Annotated in this window: 25 protein-coding genes and 1 tRNA gene; 18 read left to right on the top strand and 8 right to left on the bottom strand. The window is 73.3% G+C overall.

Translation table 11 applies throughout. From position 1 onward, the window contains the following. Positions 1 to 5: 5 nt before the first annotated feature. Positions 6 to 2,225 carry a family 2 encapsulin nanocompartment cargo protein terpene cyclase gene (locus ABZ312_RS01095; protein WP_500331912.1) on the bottom strand — a complete coding sequence of 740 codons (2,220 nt, stop codon included), beginning with the start codon at positions 2,223 to 2,225 and terminating at the stop codon, positions 6 to 8. Positions 2,226 to 2,368: 143 nt separating this feature from the next. Beyond that, positions 2,369 to 2,794, bottom strand: a complete 426-nt coding sequence (locus ABZ312_RS01090; protein ID WP_499513006.1) for a DUF7144 family membrane protein — start codon at positions 2,792 to 2,794, stop codon at positions 2,369 to 2,371. 142 nt (positions 2,795 to 2,936) lie between these two features. Here ABZ312_RS01090 and ABZ312_RS01085 point away from each other — a divergent pair, with 142 nt between their 5' ends. After that, positions 2,937 to 3,533, top strand: coding sequence for an HhH-GPD-type base excision DNA repair protein (locus ABZ312_RS01085; protein WP_500331914.1), 597 nt, complete (start codon positions 2,937 to 2,939; stop codon positions 3,531 to 3,533). A gap of 2 nt (positions 3,534 to 3,535) precedes the next feature. Here the strand turns inward: ABZ312_RS01085 and ABZ312_RS01080 are convergent, their stop codons facing one another. Continuing rightward, positions 3,536 to 5,086 (bottom strand): helicase HerA-like domain-containing protein, encoded by a 1,551-nt coding sequence (locus tag ABZ312_RS01080; RefSeq protein WP_500436085.1) that lies wholly within the window; start codon positions 5,084 to 5,086, stop codon positions 3,536 to 3,538. A gap of 97 nt (positions 5,087 to 5,183) precedes the next feature. Between ABZ312_RS01080 and ABZ312_RS01075 the strand changes: the two genes are divergently transcribed. After that, positions 5,184 to 5,480 carry a type II toxin-antitoxin system VapB family antitoxin gene (locus tag ABZ312_RS01075; protein WP_499513003.1) on the top strand — a complete coding sequence of 99 codons (297 nt, stop codon included), beginning with the start codon at positions 5,184 to 5,186 and terminating at the stop codon, positions 5,478 to 5,480. A 132-nt stretch (positions 5,481 to 5,612) separates the two neighbouring features. After that, on the top strand, positions 5,613 to 6,290 hold the full coding sequence (locus tag ABZ312_RS01070; protein ID WP_500331918.1) for a LytR C-terminal domain-containing protein: 678 nt from the start codon (positions 5,613 to 5,615) through the stop codon (positions 6,288 to 6,290). An 89-nt stretch (positions 6,291 to 6,379) separates the two neighbouring features. Here ABZ312_RS01070 and upp read toward each other — a convergent pair whose 3' ends face one another. Then, the gene (gene upp, locus ABZ312_RS01065) at positions 6,380 to 7,012 is read right to left on the bottom strand and encodes a uracil phosphoribosyltransferase (protein ID WP_500331920.1); all 633 of its coding nucleotides are present in this window, start codon (positions 7,010 to 7,012) and stop codon (positions 6,380 to 6,382) included. Positions 7,013 to 7,157: 145 nt separating this feature from the next. On the opposite strand from upp, the gene ABZ312_RS01060 reads away from it, so the two are divergent. The 9 genes from ABZ312_RS01060 to ABZ312_RS01020 all read left to right on the top strand — a co-directional run bounded on the left by ABZ312_RS01060 (position 7,158) and on the right by ABZ312_RS01020 (position 12,702). Beyond that, a complete protein-coding gene (locus ABZ312_RS01060; protein ID WP_499513000.1) occupies positions 7,158 to 7,367 on the top strand; it encodes a hypothetical protein in 210 nt (69 codons plus the stop codon). A 221-nt stretch (positions 7,368 to 7,588) separates the two neighbouring features. Continuing rightward, complete coding sequence (locus ABZ312_RS01055) at positions 7,589 to 8,131, top strand: tRNA adenosine deaminase-associated protein (RefSeq protein ID WP_500331922.1); 543 nt, start codon at positions 7,589 to 7,591, stop codon at positions 8,129 to 8,131. A 38-nt stretch (positions 8,132 to 8,169) separates the two neighbouring features. Further along, on the top strand, positions 8,170 to 8,625 hold the full coding sequence (tadA, locus tag ABZ312_RS01050; protein ID WP_500331924.1) for a tRNA adenosine(34) deaminase TadA: 456 nt from the start codon (positions 8,170 to 8,172) through the stop codon (positions 8,623 to 8,625). A 10-nt stretch (positions 8,626 to 8,635) separates the two neighbouring features. After that, positions 8,636 to 8,722 (top strand) — tRNA-Ser (locus ABZ312_RS01045). A gap of 563 nt (positions 8,723 to 9,285) precedes the next feature. Next, on the top strand, positions 9,286 to 9,450 hold the full coding sequence (locus tag ABZ312_RS01040; RefSeq protein ID WP_018558266.1) for a hypothetical protein: 165 nt from the start codon (positions 9,286 to 9,288) through the stop codon (positions 9,448 to 9,450). A gap of 31 nt (positions 9,451 to 9,481) precedes the next feature. After that, on the top strand, positions 9,482 to 9,778 hold the full coding sequence (locus ABZ312_RS01035) for a Dabb family protein (protein ID WP_500331925.1): 297 nt from the start codon (positions 9,482 to 9,484) through the stop codon (positions 9,776 to 9,778). 161 nt (positions 9,779 to 9,939) lie between these two features. After that, positions 9,940 to 10,806: an RNA polymerase sigma factor SigF gene (locus tag ABZ312_RS01030; RefSeq protein WP_499512995.1), complete on the top strand. Its 867-nt coding sequence runs from the start codon at positions 9,940 to 9,942 to the stop codon at positions 10,804 to 10,806. Positions 10,807 to 10,975: 169 nt separating this feature from the next. Continuing rightward, entirely contained in the window at positions 10,976 to 11,881 is a 906-nt protein-coding gene (locus tag ABZ312_RS01025) for an RNA polymerase sigma factor SigF (protein ID WP_500331927.1), read from the top strand. A 65-nt stretch (positions 11,882 to 11,946) separates the two neighbouring features. Then, positions 11,947 to 12,702: a hypothetical protein gene (locus tag ABZ312_RS01020; RefSeq protein ID WP_500358645.1), complete on the top strand. Its 756-nt coding sequence runs from the start codon at positions 11,947 to 11,949 to the stop codon at positions 12,700 to 12,702. A gap of 87 nt (positions 12,703 to 12,789) precedes the next feature. Here ABZ312_RS01020 and ABZ312_RS01015 read toward each other — a convergent pair whose 3' ends face one another. Next, the gene (locus tag ABZ312_RS01015; protein ID WP_500436083.1) at positions 12,790 to 13,464 is read right to left on the bottom strand and encodes an esterase/lipase family protein; all 675 of its coding nucleotides are present in this window, start codon (positions 13,462 to 13,464) and stop codon (positions 12,790 to 12,792) included. A gap of 145 nt (positions 13,465 to 13,609) precedes the next feature. On the opposite strand from ABZ312_RS01015, the gene ABZ312_RS01010 reads away from it, so the two are divergent. Then, positions 13,610 to 16,381, top strand: a complete 2,772-nt coding sequence (locus ABZ312_RS01010; RefSeq protein WP_500436081.1) for a helix-turn-helix transcriptional regulator — start codon at positions 13,610 to 13,612, stop codon at positions 16,379 to 16,381. A gap of 104 nt (positions 16,382 to 16,485) precedes the next feature. Here ABZ312_RS01010 and ABZ312_RS01005 read toward each other — a convergent pair whose 3' ends face one another. Then, on the bottom strand, positions 16,486 to 16,662 hold the full coding sequence (locus ABZ312_RS01005) for a hypothetical protein (protein WP_499512990.1): 177 nt from the start codon (positions 16,660 to 16,662) through the stop codon (positions 16,486 to 16,488). 106 nt (positions 16,663 to 16,768) lie between these two features. Here ABZ312_RS01005 and ABZ312_RS01000 point away from each other — a divergent pair, with 106 nt between their 5' ends. The 5 genes from ABZ312_RS01000 to ABZ312_RS00980 all read left to right on the top strand — a co-directional run bounded on the left by ABZ312_RS01000 (position 16,769) and on the right by ABZ312_RS00980 (position 22,274). Next, the gene (locus ABZ312_RS01000; protein ID WP_500436079.1) at positions 16,769 to 17,704 is read left to right on the top strand and encodes an aldo/keto reductase; all 936 of its coding nucleotides are present in this window, start codon (positions 16,769 to 16,771) and stop codon (positions 17,702 to 17,704) included. 146 nt (positions 17,705 to 17,850) lie between these two features. Beyond that, the gene (locus tag ABZ312_RS00995) at positions 17,851 to 18,306 is read left to right on the top strand and encodes a MarR family winged helix-turn-helix transcriptional regulator (protein WP_499512988.1); all 456 of its coding nucleotides are present in this window, start codon (positions 17,851 to 17,853) and stop codon (positions 18,304 to 18,306) included. A 77-nt stretch (positions 18,307 to 18,383) separates the two neighbouring features. Next, positions 18,384 to 20,798, top strand: coding sequence for an MFS transporter (locus ABZ312_RS00990; RefSeq protein WP_500436077.1), 2,415 nt, complete (start codon positions 18,384 to 18,386; stop codon positions 20,796 to 20,798). A gap of 146 nt (positions 20,799 to 20,944) precedes the next feature. After that, positions 20,945 to 21,793, top strand: a complete 849-nt coding sequence (locus ABZ312_RS00985) for a YceI family protein (RefSeq protein ID WP_500332262.1) — start codon at positions 20,945 to 20,947, stop codon at positions 21,791 to 21,793. 10 nt (positions 21,794 to 21,803) lie between these two features. Continuing rightward, entirely contained in the window at positions 21,804 to 22,274 is a 471-nt protein-coding gene (locus ABZ312_RS00980; RefSeq protein WP_499512985.1) for a PPOX class F420-dependent oxidoreductase, read from the top strand. A gap of 285 nt (positions 22,275 to 22,559) precedes the next feature. On the opposite strand, the gene ABZ312_RS00975 is transcribed toward ABZ312_RS00980, so the two are convergent. Both ABZ312_RS00975 and ABZ312_RS00970 read right to left on the bottom strand, forming a co-directional pair. Continuing rightward, complete coding sequence (locus tag ABZ312_RS00975; protein WP_500436075.1) at positions 22,560 to 24,857, bottom strand: ArnT family glycosyltransferase; 2,298 nt, start codon at positions 24,855 to 24,857, stop codon at positions 22,560 to 22,562. After that, positions 24,854 to 26,218, bottom strand: a complete 1,365-nt coding sequence (locus tag ABZ312_RS00970) for a bifunctional glycosyltransferase family 2/GtrA family protein (protein ID WP_500436073.1) — start codon at positions 26,216 to 26,218, stop codon at positions 24,854 to 24,856. The genes ABZ312_RS00975 and ABZ312_RS00970 overlap by 4 nt, the downstream gene beginning before the upstream one ends. Between the last annotated feature and the right edge of the window lie 10 nt (positions 26,219 to 26,228).

Below are 26,228 nucleotides of genomic sequence, written 5' to 3'. Positions count from 1 at the left end.
GGCGGTCAGCGCGCGGCCAGGACCGCCAGGCGCGCCGCGGAGGTGCCCAGTCCGGTCGGCCCGGTGGGCAGCCGGCCTCCCCCCACCGGGCGGCGCAGCTCCTCCTCGTCGTAGCGGCGGCAGCCGCGGTGCCAGGTCAGGATGCCCGCGAGCCAGTTCCGCAGCTCGCGCACATAACCGTCCAGCACCGCCCGCGCGTCCGTGCCGAGCCCGAAGTCCTCGTACAGGACCGGGAGTTCGTTCGCGGCGACGTGCTGGAACTGCCGCATGCGCCCGGTCATCAGGTCGTGGACGACGGCGAGCGAGGCCTGCTCGTCGCAGTCGAAGAAGTTCTGCACGACCAGCAGGGCGTTGTGGATCTCGCCCTCGTACTCGATCTCCTTCTGGTACGAGAAGACGTCGTTCATCAGGCAGGCGTAGTCGGCGGCGGAGTTCTCCAGCGACCGCATCGGCCCGCTGCGGTACACCTCCTCCGGCACCCGCTCGCCGTGGCCCAGCCGGCACAGGCTCATCGTCAGGTCGGAGCCGAAGGTGTGGCGGCGCATCTCCAGGTAGTCGACCGGGTCGGGGATGCGGTTCTGCGCCTGGTTGGCCAGTTCCCACAGCCAGCTGGCGGTCATGTTCTCGACGGCCGTGCGGAAGCGGCGCCGCGCCTGCGGCTCCATCGGCCCGGCCGTCCGCGCCCACAGGTCGGCCAGGCTCCGCTCCAGGGCGCTGACCGGGGCCGGGGCGGCGGAGCCGTCGACCGGCATGAAGGCCGACAGCCGCTCGTTGGCCGCGCGGGCGCCGGCCAGGTCGCGGGTGCGGCCGTACACGGCGGGGAACCAGTCGTCGGCGTAGGTGCCCCAGGTGAGCCAGCCGGAGGTGAGGTCCAGCCCCTCGGGGGTCGCGTCGGGGTGGATGCCGGCGGCGCAGAGCGGGAAGTCGAAGGCGGTCAGCTTGTGCTCGTCCCACACGTGGGAGTGCGGGACCCCGGGCTGCGGCAGCAGCAGGCCCATCCGGTGCGCCCAGTCGACGACGTGGCGCCGGGCGGCGTCCAGGTGCGGGCTGAGCGTGGCCGGGAAGGGCATGAGGAAGTCGGGCAGCGGCGTCGGCCCGGTGCGCCGCGGCACATGGGTGAAGCCCCGGGCGCGGGCGACCTCGGCGCGGCCGGTGGTCCGCACGGTGCCCGCCGACAGCCCGAGCCCGCCGGGCAGCGCGAACGGCGACCATCCGGCGTCCGCGGCCCCCGCCCCGCCGCCGTTCATGTAGCGGCTTGAGCGCATGTGCCACTCGTGGCCGCCGGACTGCCAGTCCTGCAGGCCCTTCGCGTACGCCAGCACACGCGCGCACTGCTCCGGGTCGAGCGCGTGCTCGGCGAACAGCGGCGGCAACTCGGTGAGCGCGGTGTTCTCGAACTGCTGCAACCGGGAGGTCAGCAGGTCGTTGACCGACTCCGCGGCCTCCTGCGTCGTGCAGCCGAGGAAGGTCTCCAGGACCAGCACGCCGTTGCTGAGCTCGCCCTCCTCCTCGGTCTCGCGCTGGTACGAGAAGAGGTCGTTGCGCAGGTGCACCGCGTCGGAGAAGGCGTCCCGCAGCACGAGCAGCGGCCGCGCCCCGGCGACGGCGGCCGGCACCTCGGCTCCGGCGGCGTACTCCACCAGCCCCGCCGACCAGGGCGCGCCGCCGACCTTGCGGCGCATCTCGATGTACTCCACGGGGTTGGGCACCCGGCCCGCGTTGATGTTGGACAGCTCCCACAGGGACTCGTTGAGCAGGTGCTCGGTGCTCTCGGCGAAGCGCCTGCGCCAGTCCATGGACATCGCCGGCACCGTACGCGCCCACAGGTCGGCGAGGCCCGCCTCCACCGGGTTCCGCGGCTCGGGCATGCCCTGCGCCAGGTCCATCGGCATGAAGGCGGGCAGCCGGTCCAGGTACGCCTTGCCGCCCTCGCGGTCCTGCGTGCGCTTGAACGCCTCCAGGAAGTGGTCGTCGAAGAAGAAGACCCATACGTACCAGTCCGTCACCAGGGACAGGGCCGGTCCGGAGCAGTCCGGGTGCGTGTACGCGCACAGCAGCGCGTAGTCGTGCGAGTCGAGGTCGCCGGTGTCCCAGATGCCCGAGCCTTCGAGCATCCCCATCTCCCGCGCCCAGCCGCGGGAATGCTCCCGGGCCCGCTCCACGTGGGGATTGAGGCGCGCCGGGTGCGGCAGGTAGAAGTCGGGCAGTTCAAATGGCTGCGTCACTCGTTCAGCGCTACCCGGGGCCGGGGGCGCTATCCGGCATGACGGACAACCCATACGAACGGGTGAAAACACTCCGGGAACACCCCCCGGGAACGGCCGGGGGCCGGCCCGTGCGCCGGGCCGGCCCTCGTCGTCCGCGGAGGTCAGGCCCGCTTCGGGTGCTCCCCCCAGCTCCTGCACAACGCCCAGATGACGAAGACGTCGATGGCGATGACGATGATCGCCCACACCGGGGTGTACGGCATCCACGCGAAGTTCACGACGATGTTGAACGCGGCCAGGGCGACACCGGCGACCCGGGCCCAGTCGGGGGCGTTCTGGAGCAGGGCGGCGCCGACCACGATGACGAGCACCCCGAGCACGAGGTGGATCCAGCCCCAGGCCGTCAGGTTGAACTTGAAGACGTAGTCGCCGAGCCGGACCCAGATGTCGTCCTGCGCGATGGCCGAGATGCCCTCGAAGATCATCACGACACCGGAGACGATGAGCAGCACACCGGCGAAGGTGGTACCGCCCGACGCCAGGCCCGAATGCGGGCGCCCGGTGACCGGCTGTGTCTGCTGGCTCATGAGATGGCTCCCGTCCCTCGCCGCCCGGGCTCGCTGCCCGGACACTCCACACGGTCCGCCCGGCCGGTGGGTACGGCCATCCGCGCTGCGCCGTCCGGGTGACCCACGGGCGGCAAACCCCGGCAGGCGAGATCATCGGTGCATGACGACCACACTCCACCTCGCCCAGCAGCCCGAGGCCGACGCCCTGCTCTCCCGCAGTCCGCTGGCGGCCCTGGTCGGCATGCTGCTCGACCAGCAGATCCCCATGGAATGGGCCTTCTCCGGCCCCTGGACCATCGCGCAGCGCATGGGCCGCGACGACCTCGACTGCGGGGAGATCGCGGCCTACGACCCCGAGGCCTTCTCCGAGCTGCTCTCGCAGAAGCCCGCCGTCCACCGCTACCCGGGGTCGATGGCCAAGCGGGTCCAGCAGCTGTGCCAGTACCTCGTGGAGCACTACGACGGTGACGCCGGGGCGGTCTGGCGCGAGGTGTCCGACGGCCGCGAGCTGCTGACCAGGCTCAACGAGCTGCCCGGCTTCGGGAAGCAGAAGGCGCAGATCTTCCTGGCGCTGCTGGGCAAGCAGCTCGGCGTGACGCCGAAGGGCTGGCGCGAGGCGGCGGGCGCGTACGGGGAGCGAGGCTCCCACCGGTCGGTCGCCGACATCACCGGCCCGGAGTCGCTGGACAAGGTGAGGGCCTTCAAGCAGGAGCAGAAGCGGGCCGCCAAGGAGGCGAAGGCCGCGAAGGAGTCCTGACCCTAACGACGGCGGCGCTTGGACGTGCCGAAGAGGGACCGGGTGATCTCCCGCCCGATCTGGGTGCCGATGGAGCGGGCCAGCGACTGGAAGGCACCGCTGCCCATCACCTGCTCCACCACACCCGTCCCCTCCTGCGGGCGTTCCTCGCGCCCTCGCCCGGCAGGACCCGGTGCGGACGGCCGCACGGGCGCCGGCGCCTGCCGCCCGGCCAGCCGCTCGTACGCCGACTCCCGGTCCACCGCCTGCGCGTAGCGCCCGTACAGCGCCGAGTTCCCGATCGCCGCGTCCATCGCCGCGGGGTCGGCGGGACCCATCAGCGACCGGGGCGCCCGCAGCCGCACCGCGGCAACCGGGGTGGGGGCGCCGTCCTCGTCGAGGACGGTGACCACGGCCTCGCCCGTGCCGAGCCCGGTGAGCAGTTCCTCCAGGTCGTACGGGGAGGTGGGGAAGGTGCGGACCGTCGCCTTGAGCGCCTTGGCGTCCTCCGGGGTGAAGGCGCGCAGCGCGTGCTGCACCCGGTTGCCGAGCTGGCCGAGCACCTCGGAGGGCACGTCCTTGGGCGTCTGCGTCACCAGGAAGATGCCGACGCCCTTGGAGCGGATCAGCCGCACGGTCTGCGTGATGGCCTCCAGGAACGCCTTGCTGGCCCCGGTGAACAGCAGGTGGGCCTCGTCGAAGAAGAAGACCAGCTTGGGCCGGTCCAGGTCGCCGACCTCCGGCAGGTCCTCGAAGAGGTCGGCCAGCAGCCACATGAGGAAGGTGGAGAACAGCTGCGGCCGGTCCTGCACGGCGGGCAGTTCCAGCACGGAGACGACGCCCCGCCCGTCGCCGTCCGTCCGCAGCAGTTCGGCGGTGTCGAACTCGGGCTCGCCGAAGAAGGCCCCCGCCCCCTGTGCCTCGAAGGCCGTCAGCGACCGCAGGATCACCCCGGCCGTCGCCGGCGAGACCCCGCCGATCCCCTTCAGCTCGGCCTTGCCCTCGTTGCAGGTGAGGAAGGTGACCACGGCCCGCAGGTCCTTCAGGTCCAGCAGTTCCAGGCCCTTGGTGTCGGCGTAGTGGAAGATCAGGCCGAGCGACTGCTCCTGCGTGGTGTTGAGCCCGAGCACCTTGGACAGCAGCACGGGACCGAAGCTCGTCACCGTGGCCCGCAACGGGATGCCCCGGCCCATGCCGCCGAGGGCGTAGAACTCGGCGGGGCAGCCGGCCGGGCTCCATTCCTGACCCACCTCGGCGGCCCGCCGGGCGACGCGGTCACCGGGCACCCCCGGGGAGGAGATGCCGGAGACGTCGCCCTTGACGTCGGCGAGGAAGACCGGCACGCCCTGCGCCGAGAGTTGTTCCGCGACGAGTTGGAGCGTCTTGGTCTTGCCGGTGCCGGTGGCCCCCGCGACGAGCCCGTGCCGGTTGAGCACCGCCAGCGGGACGCGCACGGGCGCCTCCGGCAGCACCCGGTCCTCCCACAGCAGGGCGCCGAGTTCGAGGGCCGGCCCCGTAAAGGCGTACCCCTCGGCGATGGCCCGGGCGGCGCCGGGCGGGCTCGGCGTGGTCATGGGCTGCTCCACTGCTCCCGCTATCACCGTATTTGCCCACCATCGCACTCCTGCGCCGTTGCTGCGCCCGTACGCCCTTGCCCGGTAGGCTTTCCGTGTGATCTTCAAGCGCATCGGAAGCGGGCGGCCGTACCCCGACCACGGCCGGAAAAGCACCCGTGAATGGGCGGACGTCGCCCCACGTCCGGTCCGCCTCGACCAGTTGGTCACCACCAAGGGCAACCTCGACCTGGAGACCCTCCTCGCCGAGGACTCGACCTTCTACGGGGACCTGTTCGCGCACGTCGTGAAATGGCAGGGCGACCTCTACCTGGAGGACGGGCTCCACCGGGCCGTGCGCGCGGCGCTGCAACAGCGCCAGGTGCTGCACGCCCGCGTGCTGGAGATGGACTGACCTCCGGACCGCTCCGCGGGCCCGTCTCCGCCGGGGGACTCCTTCGCCCTTTCGGGTTCAAGTGCCCCTCATTGGCCCCGATTGGTTGATCGTTTAGTAGGCCCGGACGCCCGATCGCACTACGCTGCGCACATGAGCATGCTGACGCCCCCTGGCATGGGCGGAAAGTACCGGGTCACCGGGAACCAGTACCCGCGGATGCGCCGCCCCCGGAGCAGGGTGCGCATCGTGGCGGTCGTCGTGACGACCGTCGCCGTTGTCGGCCTGGCCGGCTGGGGCACGCTCCAACTGGTCGACGTCTTCGGCGGCAAGTCCACGCCCGCGAAGAACGCCGCGGCCAAGGCGGAGAACGCCGCCAAGGAACGCACCTGCAAGGCGGCCGCCGCACCGGGCTCGGCCTCGACGGTGCCCACCGCCTTCCCGGAACCCGGGGAGCTCACGGTCAACGTCTACAACGCCACCGCCAAGGGCGGCCTGGCCAAGGACACCGCCGACGAGTTCGCCGCACGCGGCTTCAAGGTGGGCACCTTCGGCAACGCCGACCCCGAGTACGACCGCAAGGTGCAGGTGGCCGCGCTGCTGATCGGCGGCCACGGGCCCAAGGCCGAGGCCGCGATGAAGCTGGTCGGCGCCCAGGTCAAGGGCACGGTCACGCTGAAGCCCGCGGCCGCCGGCTCCAAGCGCCCCACCGGCACGGTGGACATCATGCTCGGCAAGGGCTTCACCAAGCTCTCCGGCGACAAGGCCGTCGAGAAGGCCCTCGCCGCCCTGGCCCGGCCGAGCGCGGCGCCGAGCGCCGGCACCTGTTAGGCCCACGGTCCCGGTTGCGTTTGCGACGGGACCGGCCGCCGGGGCGTGGGCCCCGGCGGCCGGTTCCGCGTGTCGTGGGACGACCGGTGTCAGGCCGTGCCGTAGAGGCGGTCGCCCGCGTCGCCGAGGCCCGGGACGATGTAGCCGTGCTCGTTGAGGTGGTCGTCGACCGCCGCGGTGACCACGGTGACCGGCTTGCCGGCCAGCGCGCGCTCCATCGCCTCGACGCCCTCGGGGGAGGCGAGCAGCACCACGGCCGTCACGTCGTCGGCGCCCCGCTCGATCAGCAGGTCGATCGCGGCGATCAGCGTACCGCCGGTGGCCAGCATCGGGTCGAGGACGTACACCTGCCGCCCGGACAGGTCCTCCGGCATGCGGGTGGCGTAGGTCTTGGCCTCCAGGGTCTCCTCGTCGCGGATCATGCCGAGGAAGCCGACCTCCGCGGTCGGCAGGAGCCGCACCAGGCCCTCCAGCATCCCGAGGCCGGCCCGCAGGATCGGCACGACCAGCGGACGCGGGTGGGACAGGCGCACGCCCGTGGTGTCCGCGACGGGTGTGCTGATGTCCACCTGCTCGGTGCGCACGTCACGGGTCGCCTCGTAGGCGAGCAGGGTGACCAGCTCGTCGGCCAGCCGACGGAAGGTCGGCGAGTCGGTGCGCTCGTCGCGCAGGGTGGTGAGTTTGTGCGCCACCAGGGGGTGGTCGACGACGTGGATCCGCATGTCCACGACTCTAACGTTCGGCCTGTCCCCCGGCCCTCCCGGTCCGTGCGGCCGGTCACGCTTCGAACCACCCGGTAGGGGGAATGCGTGCCCTTACGCCCGGGCTGTCCCGGCCGGGCACGTGGATCTCTAGGGGTGGTGCCCCATGGCGGAGCGCGGCAGCGACGGCGCCGGCGCGGACGACACGGGCGACGCCCGTACGCAGCAGGATCGCGACGCCGAACGCAGACGGCGGCGCGCCATGTTCCTGCGCGAGCTGAACGAGGCCAAGGAACTGCGCGACCGCGTCCAGCCACGCCGGGCGCGCGCGGCACGCGCGCGCCAGCAGATGAGGATGCGGACGTTCCGCTGGTAGTCCCCAGGTCGGCACAATGCCCCCACCTGGCGGGCGCCGAGGGGGTACCCGCAGGCCGCCACGCGGTAAAAAAGCCGGAAGGCCTCTCCCGACGCAGCGCGGAAGACCCTTCGCAAAGCCGAGGTTTCTGCCACGATGCCGAGTGTGGGCGGGGACCTGCGCCAGATCATTCGACTCCCGCCCGAAAGTCCGGACGGCCTGAGACCTGTGGGAGAGTCACGGTGTACTTCGCCGCACTGCTCGCGCGCACCGAGGACGGTTGGGAAGCGCGCGAGACCGATCTCGACGATGTGGAAACCCTCGGCGACCTGACCGACTTGGCCCGGGCGGCTTCAGCCGGGGAGGATACGGTCCTGGTCTTCATCGAACAGGAGGACGCCTGGTTCGGCGTCGTCCGCGTCGACGGGGAGGAGGACCCGCGGATCTACGTGTCCGACGCCGCCGCCGCGGCGCGCAGCTCGTACGGGGAGATCCTGCTCACCGACGAACTGCTGGGCCGCGACCCGGAGGACCTGGACGAGATCGTCGACCTCGACGGCACCGAGGAAGGTGACGCCGACGACCTCGACGACGACGTGGTGCCCGGCCCGACGGAGGTCCACGTCCCCGTGGGCCCGCTCGGGGACGCCGAGCTCCTCGCGGACTTCGGCATGAGCGACAAGGAGCTGCTGGCCCTCAGCGGCGACGGCGCGCTGACCGGGGAGGCGCTCGGGGAGATCGCCGACTCGCTGGGCTGCGCCGACGTGCTGGAGGCGGTCCGCTGACCGGGCCCGACCCGCTGCGCGACCCCTGGGTCCCCCCGATGCGGCTCGCCCTGGAGGAGGCCCGCCTCGCCCCGCGCACCGGCGACGTGCCGGTGGGCGCGGTGGTGCTGTCGCCGCAGGGCACGGTCATCGGGCGTGGCCGCAACGAACGCGAGGCGGTCGGCGACCCGACCGCCCACGCGGAGGTGCTCGCCGTCCGCGAGGCCGCGAAGGCGCTCGGGGAGTGGCGGCTGACCGGTTGCACGCTGGTGGTGACCCTGGAGCCGTGCACGATGTGCGCGGGGGCCGTCGTCGCCTCCCGCCTCGAACGCGTGGTCTACGGCGCGCTCGACGAGAAGGCCGGGGCGGCGGGCTCCCTGTGGGACCTCGTCCGCGACCGCCGGCTCAACCACCGTCCGGAGGTGATCCACGGCGTGCTGGCCGAGGAGTGCGGTGAGCTCCTCACCCGCTTCTTCCGGTCAAAGGATTTCGGAGCACACCCGGACGTCCGCTAAGCTCTCTCTCGGTAGCGTGTCCGAGCGGCCTAAGGAGCACGCCTCGAAAGCGTGTGAGGGGGCAACTCCTCCGTGGGTTCAAATCCCACCGCTACCGCTCCGAGCAAGCGAAGGGCGGCAACCGGGAGAACTTTCCCGGTTGCCGCCCTTCGGCTTTGCCCTCACGTGTGCCGGCGGGCGGTGTCGGGACCGATTCCGGGGTACTCGCCGGCGGACGACTGGTGTTTGCCCGCCGCGAAGCCGCCGCCGAGGGTCGGTCCGGTCCATGGTGCTGATGTCCCAGAAGACGTGCTGGCCGGTGAGAGTGGTGGAGCCGGGGTTGGCCACGGTGAGCGTGCCCTGCGCCCAGCCCCCTTGACGGTGACCGCGCCGGGCAGCGAGACCTTGACCGAGCCGCAGACGATGCGGTGGCGGTCGCCTGCCGCACCCCGCGCCCGCACCGAATGAACGTGCGAGCGAGCACACCCTGGCGACGGGTGCCGACCGCGGCCGCCGCGAGCGGTACCCGCCCCTTCCGGACCGGGCGTTCTCGGCGTTTTCCGGCCTTCCGAACCTGCTGTGGCGAGCGTCACGCACGGAGCGGGGCGGGCCCGTGGATCACCCGCAAGGAGGCTTCCGCCACCCGGTCTGATTGGGCCATCCGGTGGATACACTCCAGCCATGGCGCAGGCGAAGAAAATCACCATGTACGTCATCGTGGCTTTCGTGCTCTATACGATCGTGACATCGCCGGCCCGCGCAGCCGATCTCGTGCAGATAGGCTTCCAGGGCATATCGGACGCCGCCAAGGGCGTCGGGGAGTTCATGACCGCGCTGGTCAACTGACCGGCCGGGAGCCGGTGAGGAGCACAGCACCGTGATACGCCACCTGGTCCTTTTCAAGCTCGGCGAAGGCGTGGAGCGCGACGACCCACGGGTCGTGGCCGGCGTCGACGCCTTCGAGCGGCTCGGCGGGCAGATCCCCGAACTGGCCTCCTGGGAACTGGGCTGGAACATCTCGGACCGTCCGATCGCCTACGACTTCGCCATCAACTCCTCGGTGGCCGACGCCGACGCGCTCAAGGCGTACCTGGAGCATCCCGCACACCAGGCCGGGGTCGCGCTGTGGCGCGAGTTCTCCACCTGGGTGGTCGCCGACTACATGTTCGAGTGACCCCCCGCGGCGGCCCCTCGGGACCCGCTCCTGCCGCACAGCCCTCCGCCCGCCGGGCGGAGGGCTTTTTCATCGAGGGCCGCGCCTCACTTGCACACAGTCCACATGAATTGTGATGCTATGACCGCTTTTGCCGGATGAGTGGACCGATGAGGAGTGGCATGTCCGTGTCGGCCCGACCCGCGTCACCATCGACCTCCGGAGACGGCAGCGGGACCGGTACGACCACCGGCGGCGGCAATCGCGGCGGAAGCACCAACAGCAACGCGGTGGAGGCGCGGGCGCTGACACAGGTGCTGTTCGACCAGCTGTCGGGGCTGGAGCCCGGCACCCCGGAGCACTCCCGGGTCAGGGCCGCCCTCATCGAGGTGAACCTGCCGCTGGTGCGGTACGCGGCCGCACGCTTCCGCAGCCGCAACGAGCCGATGGAGGACGTCGTCCAGGTCGGCACGATCGGGCTGATCAACGCCATCGACCGCTTCGACCCGGAACGCGGGGTGCAGTTCCCGACGTTCGCGATGCCGACCGTGGTAGGCGAGATCAAACGTTACTTCAGGGACAACGTCCGCACCGTCCACGTCCCGCGCCGGCTGCACGAGCTGTGGGTCCAGGTCAGCGGCGCCATCGAGGACCTGACGGTGGCCCACGGGCGCACCCCCACCACCGCGGAGATCGCCGACCGGCTCAAGCTCTCCGAGGACGAGGTGCTGGCCTGCCTGGAAGCCGGGCGGGCGTACCACGCCACGTCCCTGGAGGCGGCCCAGGAGGGCGGTGACGGGGCGCCCGGGCTGCTGGACCGGCTCGGCTACGAGGACCCGGCCCTGACCGGCGTGGAGCACCGGGACCTGGTGCGGCACCTGCTGGTGCAGCTCCCCGAGCGGGAGCGGCGGATCCTGCTGCTGCGCTACTTCGGCAACCTGACGCAATCACAGATCAGCGCCGAACTCGGGGTTTCGCAGATGCACGTCTCCCGGCTGCTCTCGCGCAGCTTCGCCCGGCTGCGATCCGCAAACCAGCTCGAATCGTAACCCTTAAGGACTACCCACCCCCCGGGAAATAAGTCGACATGGCGCTACAGCGCGTTGCCGACATGTGACATTCTGCGGGAACTGCGTTTGTCGCGGTCCGGCCTCCGGTATTCCAGTGGGGGAACGAACCGTCGCCCGCGACACCCGTCCGCGACCTCAAGGGGGTGGCATGTCCGTAGAAGTGGGCAGTCCGAAGGTGCTGAACTCCGACGCGCCGCACGATGCTCCTGACGACAAGGCCATCGACACCGCCGGCACCGCCGTCGCCGACACCGCCGCCGTCGACAGCACGATCGAGGCCATCGACACGAGCGTCGACACCCGCACGCTCTCCCGCTCGCTGTTCCTGCGGCTCGCCGAGCTGCCGGACGACAGCCCGGAGCGGGCGTACGTACGGGACACGCTCATCGAGCTCAACCTGCCGCTCGTGCGGTACGCGGCGGCCCGCTTCCGCAGCCGCAACGAGCCGATGGAGGACATCGTCCAGGTCGGCACGATCGGGCTGATCAAGGCGATCGACCGCTTCGACTGCAACCGCGGGGTGGAGTTCCCCACCTTCGCGATGCCCACGATCGTCGGCGAGGTGAAGCGCTTCTTCCGCGACACCTCGTGGTCGGTGCGGGTGCCGCGCAGGCTGCAGGAGCTGCGGCTGGCGCTGACCAAGACCAGCGACGAGCTCGCCCAGCGGCTGGACCGGTCGCCCACCGTCTCCGAACTCGCGGCGGCGCTCGGCGTCTCCGAGGAGGACGTGGTCGACGGCCTGGCGGTCGGGAACGCGTACACCGCGAGCTCGCTGGACTCGCCACCCCCGGAGGACGACGGCGGCGAGGGCTCGCTGGCCGACCGGCTGGGCTACGAGGACACCGCGCTGGAGGGCGTGGAGTACCGCGAGTCGCTCAAGCCGCTGCTCGCCCAGCTGCCCGCGCGGGAGCGGCGGATCATCATGCTCCGCTTCTTCGCCAACATGACGCAGTCGCAGATCGGCGAGGAGGTCGGCATCTCCCAGATGCACGTCTCCCGGCTGCTGACCCGGACCCTGGCGCAGCTGCGCGAAGGCCTGACCGCCGAGCAGTAGGGCGGGGCCCGGCGACGGAAGGACCGGGCGGTTCATTCCTGACGGTTCGTCAGTACACTGGCGGGATGGTGCACATACCACCGGGCCGCCGGGGCGCGCTGGCCGCTGCCTCGGCGGCCGTCGTCTGCCTGGGTGCCTTCGCCGCGCTGGGCCCGGACTGCGAGGGCAACGGGCCGGGCTACGTGGCCGTCGGCGCCCCGGGCCCGGCGGGCGGCCCCGCGGTGAACGCCCCGCCCTCCGGCGACGTGGACCTGGTGCCGCTGGACGGCCGTACGGGCTCCCCGGCCGGGCCCGGCCGGACGGCGCCCACCGCGCCGGGCGCACCGGCCGGCAGCGGCGGCGCGGGCTCCTCACCTCCGGCGGACGTACCGGACGGGCCGGACGGGCCCGGCGCCACGAGCGCCCCGCCGCGGCAGGGCGGCACCGCGCCGCCCGCGACGGCCTCCGGCGGCCCCACCGGGCGGCCGGCCCCCGGCGGTTCTGCGTCCGCCCCGTCCCCACCGGCGACCGGTGCGCCGGCATACCTGGTGGTGAGTGCGGTCGAACGCACGGCGGCCGCCGACCGCTGGTGCGAGGAAGTCACCGTCACCTTCGCCAACACCGGGGACCGAGCCGCGACGACGGGCACCGTCACCTTCGGCACGCACGTCATCGGCCTGCTGGGCGTCGACTGGGCCACGCTGCGCAGCAGCCGTGCCGCGCCGGTGCCGGTCCCCGGCGGCGGCAGCACGAAGCGCACCTGGGAGGTCTGCGTCGAGGCGTGGCGGGTGCCGCTGGGCATGCACGTCGAGACCCGGGACGTCTCGGTCGCGGACTCCTGAACGCCGGTACGCCCCGGGCACGCGGAGGCGGGGGCCGGCCCGTCCCGGGACCGGCCCCCGCCTCCCCGGGGAGGAGCGGTGGTGCGCTCAGCCGGCCAGGTAGGAGCGGATCTGGCCGAGGGTGCCGGTGTCGCTGAGGAACCCGATGTGGGTCGTGCACGCCACCAGGTGGTTGTTCGCGCCGCTCAGCGGGGTGCTGGTGTACGGGATGATGATCCCGTCGCACGGCGAGTACCAGGTCGCGTAGACCGTGCTGCCCGGCGTCTCGTCACCGCTGCTGATGGTGCGGACGAAGGACGAGCCCGGCAGCATCTCGACGCAGGACGCGTAGATCACGCAGGCCGAGGCGTAGGTGGTGCCGTGGTTCGCGCCCGCCACCGAGGCGACCCGGCGGACGGAGGAGGTGCCGCCGAGCTGGGTGAGGTACCACTGGGTGACCAGACCGCCCATCGAGTGGTTGACGATGTCGACCTTGGTCGCGCCGGTGCGGGTCAGCACCTGGCGCACGTAGCTCGCCAGCCCCGCGGCGCTGGTCTTGTTCGACTGGGCCCAGTTGTACTCGTACGCGAAGAGCTCGCTGCGGCTGTAGCCGCCGGCCACGAAGACCGACTCCGCGTAGTCCCAGTTGCTCGCGCTGCCGGTGTAGCCGTGCACGAAGACCACCGGGGTGTGGGTCGCGGCGTTCGCGGTGCCCGGCATCACGAAGGTGCCGAGGCCGACGGCGGCCGCCACGGTGAGCAGGATCGCCCATATTCGTCGCATCTGAACTCCTTGTCGTGGGGGTCGACAGGAGTCTCCGAGCGGCACGCGGGCGACGGACCGGTGGAATCACCAGTGTCTTCCTGTCATGCACGGAACATGATGCAGGACCCTTCCCTCCCGGTGGACGCCAGCAGACACTGGCGTCATGGAGGCCGGACGGAGCGACCCCGCCGCGTGGCCGACGGCGCTGTACGGCCGGGACCGCGAACGCGCCCTCCTGGACGCCCTGTCGGTCCGGGCCCGGCAGGGCGGGGGACAGGCGCTGCTGCTGCTCGGCGGACCGGGCACCGGACGCACCTGCCTGCTCACGGACGCGGCGCGCACCGCCGCGGCGGCCGGTGCGACCGTGCTGCGCACCGACGGCGTACGGGCCGAGGCGCGGGTCCCGCTCGCGGCACTGCACCGCACCCTGCTGCCGGTCGCCCCGCGCGTGCGGGCCGTGCCGGGACCGTACGGCGTGGCGCTGGCGGAACTCCTCGCCGGGCGGGTGCCCGTCGGGGGCGAACTCGCGCTGGGCGCCGCGCTGTCCGGCCTGGTGGCCGGACTCGCCCGCCCGGCACCGCTGCTGTGGTGCGTGGACGACGCGCAGTGGCTGGACCCCGCGACGCTGCGCGCGCTCGGCATGGCGGCGCGCCGCCTCACGGGCCTCGCGGCCACCGTGCTGTTCGCCGCCGACGAGGGCTGCCCCACCGCCGGAGCGCTGGAGGACCTGGACGTCCTGCGCCTGCGCCCGCTGGCGCCGGACGCCGCACGCCGGATGCTCGCCGACCGGTTCCCCGGATTGCCACCGCGCGGCGCGGACGCGGTCACGGTGCTCGACCTGGCCGCGGGCAACCCGCTGGCCCTGGTCGAACTCGCCGGGGCGGCCGTGGACGGGCGGCTGCCGGAACCGCCCGCGCTGCCCGCGGGGAGCCGGCTGCGGGAGCGGCACCGGCAGCGCTTCCACGCCCTCACGCCGGGAGCCCGCACCGTGGTGGCGCTGCTGCTCTGCGGCGGGCCGCTGGCCGTACCGGTGCTGGAGTCCGCCGCCCGCCGCCGCGGGCTGGGCGCCGGCAGTGTCGAGGAGGCCCGCGCCTGCGGCCTGGTCGACCTGCGCGACGGGGCGGCGACCGTACCGGGACGGCTGCTGCGCGCCTCGCTGACCGCACTGCTCTCCCCCGCCGACCGGCTGGCCGCGCACGCGACGCTGGCCTCGGTGCTGGACCCCCCGGCCGCCCGGCTCTTCCGGGCGCTCCACCGGCTCGGCCGGTCGGCCGGCCCGTCGCCGGACACCGAACGGGAACTGGAGGCCGCGGCCGGGGCCGCCCGCCGGTCCGCCGGTCATGCCGCGGCCGCCGCCGCGTGGGAGCGGGGAGCCGAGGCCGCCGCCCGTCCGCACACCCGGGTCCGGTGGCTGGTCGCGGCCGCCGCCGACGCGCAGGCCGCCGGGGAGACCCGCCGGGCGCGCGGACTGATGCGCCGGGCCTGCGCACAGGGCGGCCCGGCGCCGGGCGGGGCGCCGGGCGCCCTGGTCCAGGGCGAGATCGAACTGCGCGACGGAGTGCCCGCCGTGGCCTGCCGCGACCTGACCGCCGCGGCCGGCCGGTTCCCCGCCGACCGGCGCGCACCGGCCGTACGGGCCCTGATGCTCGCCGGCGAAGCGGGGTGCGTCGCGGGCGACTTCGACGCCTTCTTCGGCCTCGCCGAGCGTGCCGACGCGCTGCGCCGCAGCGACGACCGGCCGGAACAGCGCCTGGTCTTCGACCACTTCGCGGGGCTCGCGGCGACCTTCCGGGGCCGGCACGACCGCGCGCAGTGGGCGCTGCGGCGGGTGGTCCGGCTCGCCGAGACGCTTCAGGACCCGGAGTCCGCGATCTGGGCCGCCCAGGCCGCGTACACCCTGGGGGACGCCCGGCGGGCGCACGCCCTGGCGACCGCGGCCGTGCACCGGGCCCGCCGGCAGGGCGCGGGCGCGCTGGTGCCCGCGGCCCTGGTCTACGAGGCGCTGTGCGCGCTGGCGCTCGACCGGTACGCCGCGGCCGGGGCGGCCGCCGAGGAGGGGCTGCGGCTCGCGGAGGCGACCGGCCAGCGCAACCTCGCCGTCGACCACCTCGCGGTCCTGGCGCTGCTCGCGGCCCTGCAGGGCGACAGCGTGACCGCCGGGCTGCGGACGGCGGCCGCCGAAGGAGCCGTCGCGTCACGGGGGCTGGGCCGCCCCGGGGCCTTCAACTGCTGGGTCTCGGCCTGCGCGGACCTCGCCGCGGACCGGCCCGCCGACGCGCTGTCCCGCTTCGCCCGCATGCGCGGCGGCGCGGGCCAGGTGAACCTGGCGGTCCGGGGGATGGCCGCCCCCCACTTCATCGAGGCGGCGGTGCGCTGCGGACAGCGGGCGAAGGCCGCCGGGGCGCTGCGCGCGTACGAGCACTGGGCGGCGGCGAGCCGCAGCAGCGTGCGGCTGGCCCTGGCGCACCGGTGCCACGGGCTGCTGGCGGAGGACGACGCGAGCGCCGTGGACCACTTCCGCGAGGCGCTGCGGCTCCACCAGGACGACGACACCGTCCTGGAGCTGGCCAAGACGGAGCTGTTCTACGCCTCCCGGCTGCGGCGCACCCGCCGGCCCGGCGAGGCCCGGGGCCTGCTGCGGGACGCGGTGGCGGTGTTCCGGCAGTTCGACGCCCGCCCTTGGGCGGAACGGGCCGCGGCCGAACTGCGGGCCGCCGGGGACCGGGTGGGCCCGGTGGACCGGGAGCCCGGGGGCCGCCGGGAGCTGACGGCGCAGCAGACGAGGATCTCCGAGCTGGTGGCGCAGGGCGCGACCAACCGCGAGATCGCCGATCTGCTGCTGCTCAGCACGCGCACGGTCGAGTACCACCTGCGGAACGTCTTCAGCCGGCTAGGGGTGCGCTCGCGCGTCGAGCTGGCCTCGCTGTTCCGCTGAGCGGGGGCGGGCCGCCGGACGCGGACGCGGGCGCACGACGGCCGCCGGACGGCCGGCGACCGCCGGCGTCCGGTGTCAGTGGACGTGGTGGGGTGGCGCGCCCGTCAGGCGACCGCGAACCAGACCACGGCGGCGATCACGACGACGGCCGCGACGATGCCGACGATCAGCCCGGTCTTGTTGCCGCCCGCGGCCTGGGCCTGGGCGGGCTCCTCGTCGACGAAGGCGCGGAACATCTGGGTGTTGCCGGCCGGGTCGTAGTTGTTGTCAGGGGTAGTCATGGGGCAGGACCCTAGCGAAGTCACGCTGCGCAGGTCACCCCCGCCCCGTCGTTGGGAAGGGGAACACCCCGGGAATACCGCCCGTCCCCGCCGTGTCCAAGACCACATGGCACTCATCGGCAACTCTGATCTCGACGTCTCCCCCCTCTGCCTCGGTGGCAACGTCTTCGGCTGGACCTCGGACGAGGCGACCTCCTTCGAGGTGCTGGACGCCTACGCGGAGGCGGGCGGCAACTTCGTCGACACCGCGGACGTGTACTCGGCGTGGGTCCCGGGCCACACCGGAGGGGAGTCCGAGACCGTGATCGGCTCCTGGCTCGCCAAACGCGGCCGCCGCGACGACGTCGTCGTCGCGACCAAGGTCGGCTCCCACCCCGACTTCAAGGGGCTGAAGGCCGCGACCGTCAAGGCCGCGGCGGAGGAGTCGCTGCGCCGCCTGGGCACCGACCGGATCGACCTCTACTACACGCACTACGACGACCCCGCGACCCCGGTCGAGGAGATCGTCGGCGCCCTGGACGAGCTGGTCCGCGAGGGCAAGGTCCGCCACGTCGCGGCCTCCAACATCAGCCCCGAGCGGCTGGCGGCCTCGCTGGAGTTCGCCGAGCGCGAGGGCCTGACGAAGTACGTGGCGCTGCAGCAGCACTACAACCTGGTGGAGCGGGAGAGTTACGAGGGGCCGCTGCGCGAGGTCGTCGAGGCGCACGGCCTCGCCTCCGTGCCGTACTTCGGTCTGGCGCGGGGCTTCCTCACCGGCAAGTACCGGCCCGGCGTCACGGTGGACAGCCCCCGGGCGGAAGGCGCGGGCGCCTACCTGGAGTCGGAGCGCGGTCCGCGGGTGCTGGCCGCGCTGGACGAGGTCGCGGCGGCGCACGGCGTGGAGCCGGCGAGCGTCGCGCTGGCCTGGCTGCGGACCCGGCCGACCGTCGTGGCGCCGATCGCCAGCGCCCGCACGCCCGCGCAGCTGACCGCGCTGCTGGCTTCGGCGTCCCTGGAGCTGACCGCAGCGGAGCTGGAGCGCCTCTCGGAGGCATCTGCCTGACCTGCACCTTTTACCCGAAGACCCGCCTCCCTTGACCGGAGGCGGGTCGTTCCTTTTGGAGGTTTTTACCCGAAAGAATTTGCCTGCAGCAACCAACGTTCCTAAGGTTGCTTGAGGCAACCAATAAGAGTGGGAAGCGAGGCGCCATGGCGACGCAGGAGCAGTTCGCGGAGCTCGCGAGCCAGCTGCGTGCGATCCCGGTGGTCGCCCGCGAACTCAGCCGGGCCTGTCCACCGCAGTGCCCGCCGTCATCGCTCGGCGTGCTCTCGGTGATCAGCCGCCACGGTGAGATGCGGATGAGCCGGCTGGCCGAGCTGCTGGAGGTCGACATGTCCGTCACCAGCAGACACGTGGCCCACCTCGCCGAGCGCGGCTGGATCGACCGGCTGCCCGACCCCCACGACAAGCGGTCACGGTTGCTGCGCCTGACCCCCGGCGGCACGGACATGCTGCGCGCCGCCCAGGACGGGGTCGCCGAGGCGCTGGCCCACCACCTGAGGGACTGGCCGGACGAGGACGTCACCGAGTTCTCCCGGCTGCTGGACCGGCTGCGCAGGGACTTCGCCGCCGACTGCCGCCCCCGTACACATTCCACGACGTGAAGAGGATGACGATGGCAACAACCGCACCACCGACCGGTGTGCGGGGGACCGATGCCCACGCAGGACACGCGGCCCCCATGTCGCACCGGCAGATCATGGAGGCCCTCACCGGGCTGATCCTCGGCTTGTTCGTGGCGATCCTGTCGTCCACGATCGTCTCCAACGCCCTGCCGAAGATCATCTCCGATCTGAACGGCGGGCAGAGCGCCTACACCTGGGTCGTCACCGCCGCCCTGCTCTCCACCACCGCCACCACCCCGCTGTGGGGCAAGCTGTCGGACCTGTTCAGCAAGAAGCTGCTGGTCCAGCTGGCGCTGGTGATCTACGTGGTGGGCTCGCTGGTCGCGGGCCTGTCGCAGAACGCGGGGATGCTGATCGCCTGCCGTGTCGTCCAGGGCATCGGCGCCGGCGGTCTGACCGCGCTGACCCAGGTCATCATGGCCGCGATGATCTCCCCGCGCGAGCGCGGCAGGTACAGCGGCTACCTGGGCGCGGCCTTCGCCCTCGGTACGGTCGGCGGCCCGCTGCTGGGCGGCGTCATCGTCGACACCGAGTGGCTCGGCTGGCGCTGGTGCTTCTACGTCGGCGTGCCCTTCGCGATCGTCGCGCTGATCGTGCTGCAGAAGACCCTGCACCTGCCGGTCGTCAAGCGCCGGGTCAAGGTCGACTGGGCGGGCGCCTCGTTCGTCACCGCCGCCGTCAGCCTGCTGCTCGTCTGGGTGACCTTCGCCGGCGACAAGTACGAGTGGATCTCCTGGCAGACCTACGCCATGGTCGCGGGCGCCGTCCTGCTCGTCCTGATCTTCGTCCTGGTCGAGTCCCGCGCGAGCGAGCCGATCATGCCGCTGCGCCTGTTCCGCAACAAGACGATCAGCCTGACCTCGGTCGCCTCGCTCTTCGTGGGCACCGCGATGTTCGGCGCCACGGTCTTCCTCAGCCAGTACTTCCAGCTGGCGCGCGGCGAGTCGCCGACGATGTCGGGCGTCATGACCATCCCGCTGATCGCCGGTCTGTTCGTGTCCTCCACCGCCTCCGGGCTCATCATCACCCGCACCGGGCGCTGGAAGGCGTTCCTGGTCTCCGGCGGCGTGCTGCTCACCGGCGGCCTCGCCCTGCTGGGCTCCCTGCGGGCCGACACCACGTACTGGCACCTGGCGCTCTTCATGGCGCTGCTGGGCCTCGGCGTCGGCATGATGATGCAGAACCTGGTGCTGGCCGTGCAGAACCAGGTGGGGGCCGCCGACCTCGGGGCGGCCAGTTCCGTCGTCACCTTCTTCCGCACGCTCGGTGGCGCGATCGGCGTCTCCGCGCTGGGCGCGGTGCTCGGCAACCGTGTGACGCACTACGTCAAGGACGGCCTGGCCGCCCTGGGCGTGAAGTCCACCGGTGAGTCCGACGGCGCGATCCCGGACCTGGCCACGCTGCCCGCGCCGATCCGCCACGTCGTGGAGAGCGCGTACGGCCACGGCGCCGGCGACGTCTTCCTGGTCGCGGCCCCGGTGGCGTTCCTCGCGCTGCTGCTGGTGCTGTTCATCAAGGAAGTGCCGCTGAAGACCGCCAGCGGTCTGCAGCAGGCGGCCGGTGTCGCCGGCCACGCCGAGCAGACCCCGGTCATACCCGCCCAGGCCCCCGAGGCCGAGGCCGTCGCCGGGCCCGCGACCGAGGCCACCGAGGCGGTCGGCGTGGCCGCACCGCCGGCCCCGCTGCCCGCCGAGGGCACCACGGTCCACGGCCAGGTGCGCAACGCCGAGGGCGCGGGCGTCGAGCGGGCCACCCTGACCCTGATATCGCTCACCGGCCGGCAGCTCGGCCGCGCCTCCACCCGAGCCGACGGCGGCTACACGCTGACCGCGCCCGGCGCCGGCTCGTACGTGCTCATCGCCGCCGCCGACGGCCACCAGCCGCAGGCGTCCACCGTGGTGGTCGGCGAGGAGCCCGTCCCCTACGACGTGGTCCTGGCCGGCACCAGCGGACTGACCGGCACGGTGGTCGCCGAGGCGACCGGGATACCCGTCGCGGGCGCCGTGGTCGTGGTGACCGACGTGCGCGGCGAGGTCCTGGCCACCGGCGGCACCGGTCAGGACGGCGCCTTCGGCTTCCAGGACCTGCCCGCGGGCGACTTCACCCTGGCCGTCAACGCCACCGGCTACCGGCCGGCCGCACTGCCGGTCGAGGTCGCCGGCAACGGCCCCACCCACGTCGAGGTCCCGCTCCGCACCGGAGCCCGCCTGCAGGGCACCGTCCTCGGCGGCACCGCCCGCACACCACTGCCGGAGGCCCGCGTCACCCTGATCGACGCGGCCGGGAACGTGGTGGCCACCGCCACCACCGGCACCGACGGGGCCTACGCCTTCGGCGACCTGGACGCCGGCGAGTACGCGCTGGTCGCCAGCGGCTACCCGCCGGTGGCCACCCAGGTCACCGTCGGCAACGACGCCACGGCCGGCCACCAGGACGGCTTCGACGTCGAACTCAACCACCCCGAGGGGTGAACCATCGGCCGGTCCGTGCGCCTGCGGAGACGCACGGGCCGGTGGACGGGGGACAGCGGGTCCGGTCGGACGGCCGGGCAGGGGACGGACCGGGCCGTCCCGACCGGACCCGGCCGGGGGAACGCACCGAAGGGCGAGCGATGTACATGAACACGACGGCAGGAGCCGGGCTGCGCGGGCGGATCCGGACGAAGGACGGCTGGGCGGTGCCGCACGCCGTGGTGACCGTCACCGACATGACCGGGCAGCAGATCGCGCGGGAGGCGGCGGACGCCGAGGGTGCCGTGCGCACCGCCGCGCTGGCACCCGGGGCGTACACCGTGATCGTGACGGCCGTGGGTTACCGCCCGGCCGCCGCGACGGCGCTGGTGACCGCCTCCGGCTCGGCGGACCTGGGGACCCTGCTGCTGGGCCGCGCCGGCGGCCTCGAACTGCCGCCACCCGGGCCGTGGACGATCGACCCGGCGCACTCCGAGGCCGGCGCGGTCGCCCAGCACCTTGGCCTGTCCACCGTGCACGGCCGCTTCAGGACCTTCGCGGGCCGGATCGACGTCGCGGAGCAGCCGCTCGCGTCGTCCGTCGAGGCCGTGATCGACGCCGCGTCGATCGACACCGGCAACGGCACCCGCGACGAGCACCTGCGCTCCGCCGACTTCCTCGACGTGCGGGAGCACCCCACCGTCAGCTACCGCAGCACCTCGCTGGAGCCGTCCGCCGGCGACCGGTGGACCGTCCACGGGGAGCTGACGATGCGCGGGATCACCCGCCCGGTCGACCTCGACCTGGCCTACCTGGGCACCGGGCCGGACGCCTGGGGCGGCGTGCGCGCCGCCTTCCGCGCGACGGCCGAACTGCGCCGCGAGGACTTCGCGATGAACTGGAACCAGGTCGTACGGGCCGGGATCGCCACCATGGGGACGACGCTGAGGGTCACCCTCGACATCCAGGCGGTCCAGGGGACGGCCCTCCCCGCCGTCCAGCCGCGGGAAGCATAGGCTGCCGTCCATGGCTGCCTACATCGCGACCAATACCAGCGTGCAACTCGACCAGTTGCTGGAATTCGTACGACCGCGCCACCGCGCCCTGCTGCTGACCACCCGCGCCGACGGCCGCCCCCAGGGCTCCCCCGTCGCCTGTGGGGTCGACGACGCGGGGCGCCTGGTCGTCTCGACCTACCCCGAGCGGGCCAAGGCCCGCAACGCCCGCCGTGACGCGCGGGCCTCCGTGATCGTCCTGTCGGACGAGTGGGACGGCCCCTGGGTCCAGGTCGACGGCACCGCCGAGGTCATCGACTCCCCCGACTCGGTCGAGCCGCTGGTGGAGTACTACCGCAACATCGCGGGCGAGCACCCGGACTGGGACGAGTACCGCGCCGCCATGGTCAGGCAGGGCAAGTCCCTGGTGCGCGTGACCCCGGAACGCTGGGGCCCGATCGCGACGGGCGGCTTCCCGGCGCGGCTGGCCCCGAAGGACTAGGCCGTGTCGTCAAATGAGCGCCGGCCGCCCGGAGGGCGGGCTCGGCGGCGTCTGGTGCGGTGCATCGCAAGGCGGAGAGTCGTCCTCGTAGTGGGTTACTCGGACGATTCGACAACGCAGCGTGGGGGCACCCCCGGCCGAAGGCTGGGGGAGTGCCGCACCAGGCGTCGCCGAGCAGGCGGGCATTTGACGACACGGCCTAGGACCCGGCCCTGGGGTACCGGATGCCGGAAGGGGGCGGCGGCCCGGTGGCCGCCGCCCCCTTCCGCGTCCCGCGACCTGGGTTCAGCTCGGGTCGGTCAGGTCGTAGACGGCCGTTCCGCCCAGGGTGGTGGAGCCGAAGTTCTCCTCCACCCACGAGCTGATCTGCGAGGAAGTGCCGCTGCCGCCGCCCCCGCCCATGCCGCCGGAGGCGATGAAGTAGTGGATCTTCCCGGCGGCCACGTACTCCTTGAACCGCTCCAGCGTCGGGGACGGATCGCTGCCGTTGAAGCCGCCGACCGCCATTACCGGCTTGCCGGTGGCCAGCTGGTAACCCGCGGCGTTCTGGGAGCCGATGGCGGCGGCCACCCAGGTGTACGCGTCGGCGCCCTCCAGCAGCGCCTCCTTGGTGGCGTCGGCCACCTGTGAGCCGCCCAGCAGTCCGCCGAGGCCCCCCGCCGCTCCGCCGCGGCGGTTCTCGCCGCCCGTACCGCCACCCGTACCGTTGCCGGGGAAGCCCTGCCCGCCCTGGCCCTGCCCGCCCTGACCCTGCTGCCCGTTGCCGCCGGGCATGCCCCCGGGGAAGCCGCCCGTACCGCCGGGGCCGCCTCCCGTGAAGCCCTGCCCGCCCTGGCCCTGCCGTCCGTTGCCGCTCGGGAAGCCACCGCGCATGCCGCCGGGGCCGCCGCCCATGCCGGCGCCCTGCACCGCCGGGCCCGCCGTCACGATGGAGCCGGTGTGCGCCGTCCCGACGGTCTGCACGGTGTACGCCAGCGGCCCGCCGAGGGCCGCCACCAGGCCGGCCGCGGCCGCGAGCGGCGCGAGCCGCCGGAGCAGCCGGGCCCCGAGCAGCAGCCCGCCCGCCGCGATCCCGGTGACCAGCACGGCGTACCGCACCCAGGGGTACCAGTCGGCGGAGCGCCCCAGCAGGACGTACGACCAGACCGCCGTGAGCACGACCGTGCCCGCGAGGACCGCCGCGGCCGCGGGGTGCGCGCGCCGCTCCCACAGCATCACCGCGCCCATTCCGGTCAGCGCCGCGATGTAGGGCGCCAGGGCGATGTTGTAGTACTGGTGGAAGATCCCGGACATGAAGCTGAAGGTCAGGAAGGTGAAGACCAGCGCACCGCCCCAGGCGAGGAAGGCCGAGCGGCCGGTGTCCGTGCGCGGGGCGCGCCGGGTCAGCCAGAGTCCGGCGACCAGCAGCACGAGGGCCGCGGGCAGCAGCCAGGCGATCTGACCGCCCATGTCCGAGCCGAACAGCCGGCCCCAGCCGGTCTCACCCCACCGTCCGCCGCCGTTCGGGCCGCCACCGCCCCCGACCGAACCGGTCTCGTCGCCGGTGATCCGGCCGAGACCGTTGTAGCCGAAGGTCAGCGACAGGAAGCTGTTGTCCTGCGAACCGCCGATGTAGGGGCGGGAGGACGCGGGCCACAGCTCGACGATCGCGACCCACCAGCCGCCTGACACGACGGTCACCAGAGCGGCGAGACCGAGCTGCGCGAAGCGCCGCTTCACCGTCGCCGGGGCGCAGACGGCGTACACCAGCGCCAGCGGCGGCAGGATCAGCCAGGCCTGCAGCGTCTTGGTGAGGAAGCCGAGGCCGAACGCGACGCCGGCGAGCACCAGCCACGCCGTACGGGCGTCCTCCAGCGCGCGCAGGACGCAGTACACCGCCGTCACCATCAGCAGGCACAGCAGCGCGTCGGGGTTGTCGAAGCGGAACATCAGCGCCGCGACCGGGGTGAGCGCCAGGGCCAGTCCGGCGATCAGGCCGGCGGCCGGCCCGGAGCGGCGGCGCACGGCGGCATGGAGGACGCCGACCGCGGCGACCCCCATCAGCGCCTCGGGCACCAGGATCGCCCAGGAACCCAGGCCGAACAGCCGCACGGACAGCGCCATCGGCCACAACGCGGCCGGGGGCTTGTCGACCGTGATCGAGTTCGCCGCGTCGGACGAGCCGAAGAAGAACGCCTTCCAGCTCTCGCCACCCGCCTGCGCGGCCGCCGAGTAAAAGCTGTTGGCGTAGCCCGAACTGCTCAGGTCCCACAGGTAGAGCACGGTCGTGAAGGCGAGCAGCGCCAGCAGGGCGGGCCGCGCCCAGCGCGGGTCCTGCGGCCGTCCGCGCCACAGGCGGGCGGCGGTCCCGCGGCGGCCGGTGCCACCCTGCGGCGCATGGTGCACCGGGAGCGCCACCGGCGCCGGGGCACCCGCCGGGACGGGGCTGCGCCCGTCGGCGCCGGGCGGCGGGGCGTCCACCGGGACCGGCGTACGGCTCACGACCGCGGGTGCGTGGGCCGGGGCCGGGGGCGGGGGGAGGGGGAGGGGGCGCTGAGCAGGCACGGCCCGGTCCCGGGCCTCGTCGCTGCGCGACGTGGTCATCGGTCGCTCCTCGGGTCCTGCGCGTCGGGACGCGCGGTCGGCAGGGGGGCGGCGGCGTCCCGGGTGGGATCCGCGACCGGTACGGGCGGGGTGCCGCCCGCCCGGTCGGGGAAGACCCAGGTGCGGAAGAGCAGGAAACGCAGCACCGTCGCGGCGAGGTTGGCCGCGACGAGCACGGCGAGTTCGGTGCCGTGCGCGGGCGTGGTGTCGGCGACGTGCAGCGCGGCCAGCGATCCGCTGGTGAGCGCCAGGCCGATGCCGAAGACGACCAGCCCCTGCGCCTGGTGCCGCACGGCCTTGTCGCGGCCGCGTACACCGAAGGTCAGCCGCCGGTTGGCGGCCGTGTTGCCCACCGCCGAGAGCAGCAGGGCGAGGGCGTTGGCGGCCTGGGCGCCGCAAAGGGTGCGGAAGAGCGTGTACAGCAGCAGGTACGCGACCGTGCTCAGCCCGCCGACGACGCAGAAGCCGACCAACTGCCGGGCGAGCCCGGCCGGCACGTCGGCGAGAAGGCGGTCGCGCGGGTCGTCGCCGAAGGGCCGGCGCAGCCGGTCGAGCGGGAGGGCGCCCGTGGCCAGCGCCCTGCCCACCCGCCACACGCCCTTGAGGTCGTCGGTGGCGGTCCTGACGACGTCCACGCTCGAGTCGGGGTCGTCGACCCAGTCGACCGGCACCTCGTGGATGCGCAGCCCGGCCCGTTCGGCCAGCACGAGCATCTCGGTGTCGAAGAACCAGCCGGTGTCCTCCACCAGGGGCAGCAGCCGCTCCGCGACGTCCTTGCGGATGGCCTTGAAGCCGCACTGCGCGTCGGAGAAGCGGGCGGCCAGCGAGGTCCGCAGCAGGACGTTGTAGGAGCGGGAGATGAACTCGCGCTTGGCGCCCCGCACGACGCGCGAGCTGCGGGCCAGCCGGGAGCCGACCGCCAGGTCGGAGTGGCCGGAGATCAGCGGGGCGACCAGCGGCAGCAGCGCGTTGAGGTCGGTGGAGAGGTCGGCGTCCATGTACGCCAGCACCGGCGCCCCGGAGGCCGACCACACCGCGCGCAGGGCGTGGCCGCGGCCCTTGCGCTCCAGCCGGAAGGCGGTGACCTCGGGGAGCTCGGCCTCCAGGGCCGTGGCGATCAGCGGCGTGCGGTCGGTGCTGGCGTTGTCGGCGACGGTGATCCGGAACGGGTAGGGGAAGGTGCGCCGCAGGTGCGTGTGGAGCCGGCGAACGCAGCCTTCGAGGTCCTTCTCCTCGTTGTGCACGGGGATCACGACGTCGAGCACCGGTTCGGTCTGCGCGACGGCCAGGTGCTCACGGGCGGGGAGGGCCTCCGGGCCCCGGGCCGGCCGGCCGGTCGGTGGGAGCTGTTGGGTTCGCATGGCGACGACC

The organism is Streptomyces sp. NPDC006207 (assembly GCF_040613835.1).
GTDB lineage: Bacteria > Actinomycetota > Actinomycetes > Streptomycetales > Streptomycetaceae > Actinacidiphila.
Note: the sequence above shows the minus strand (reverse complement) of the source record. Positions and strands in the feature narration are given on the sequence as shown.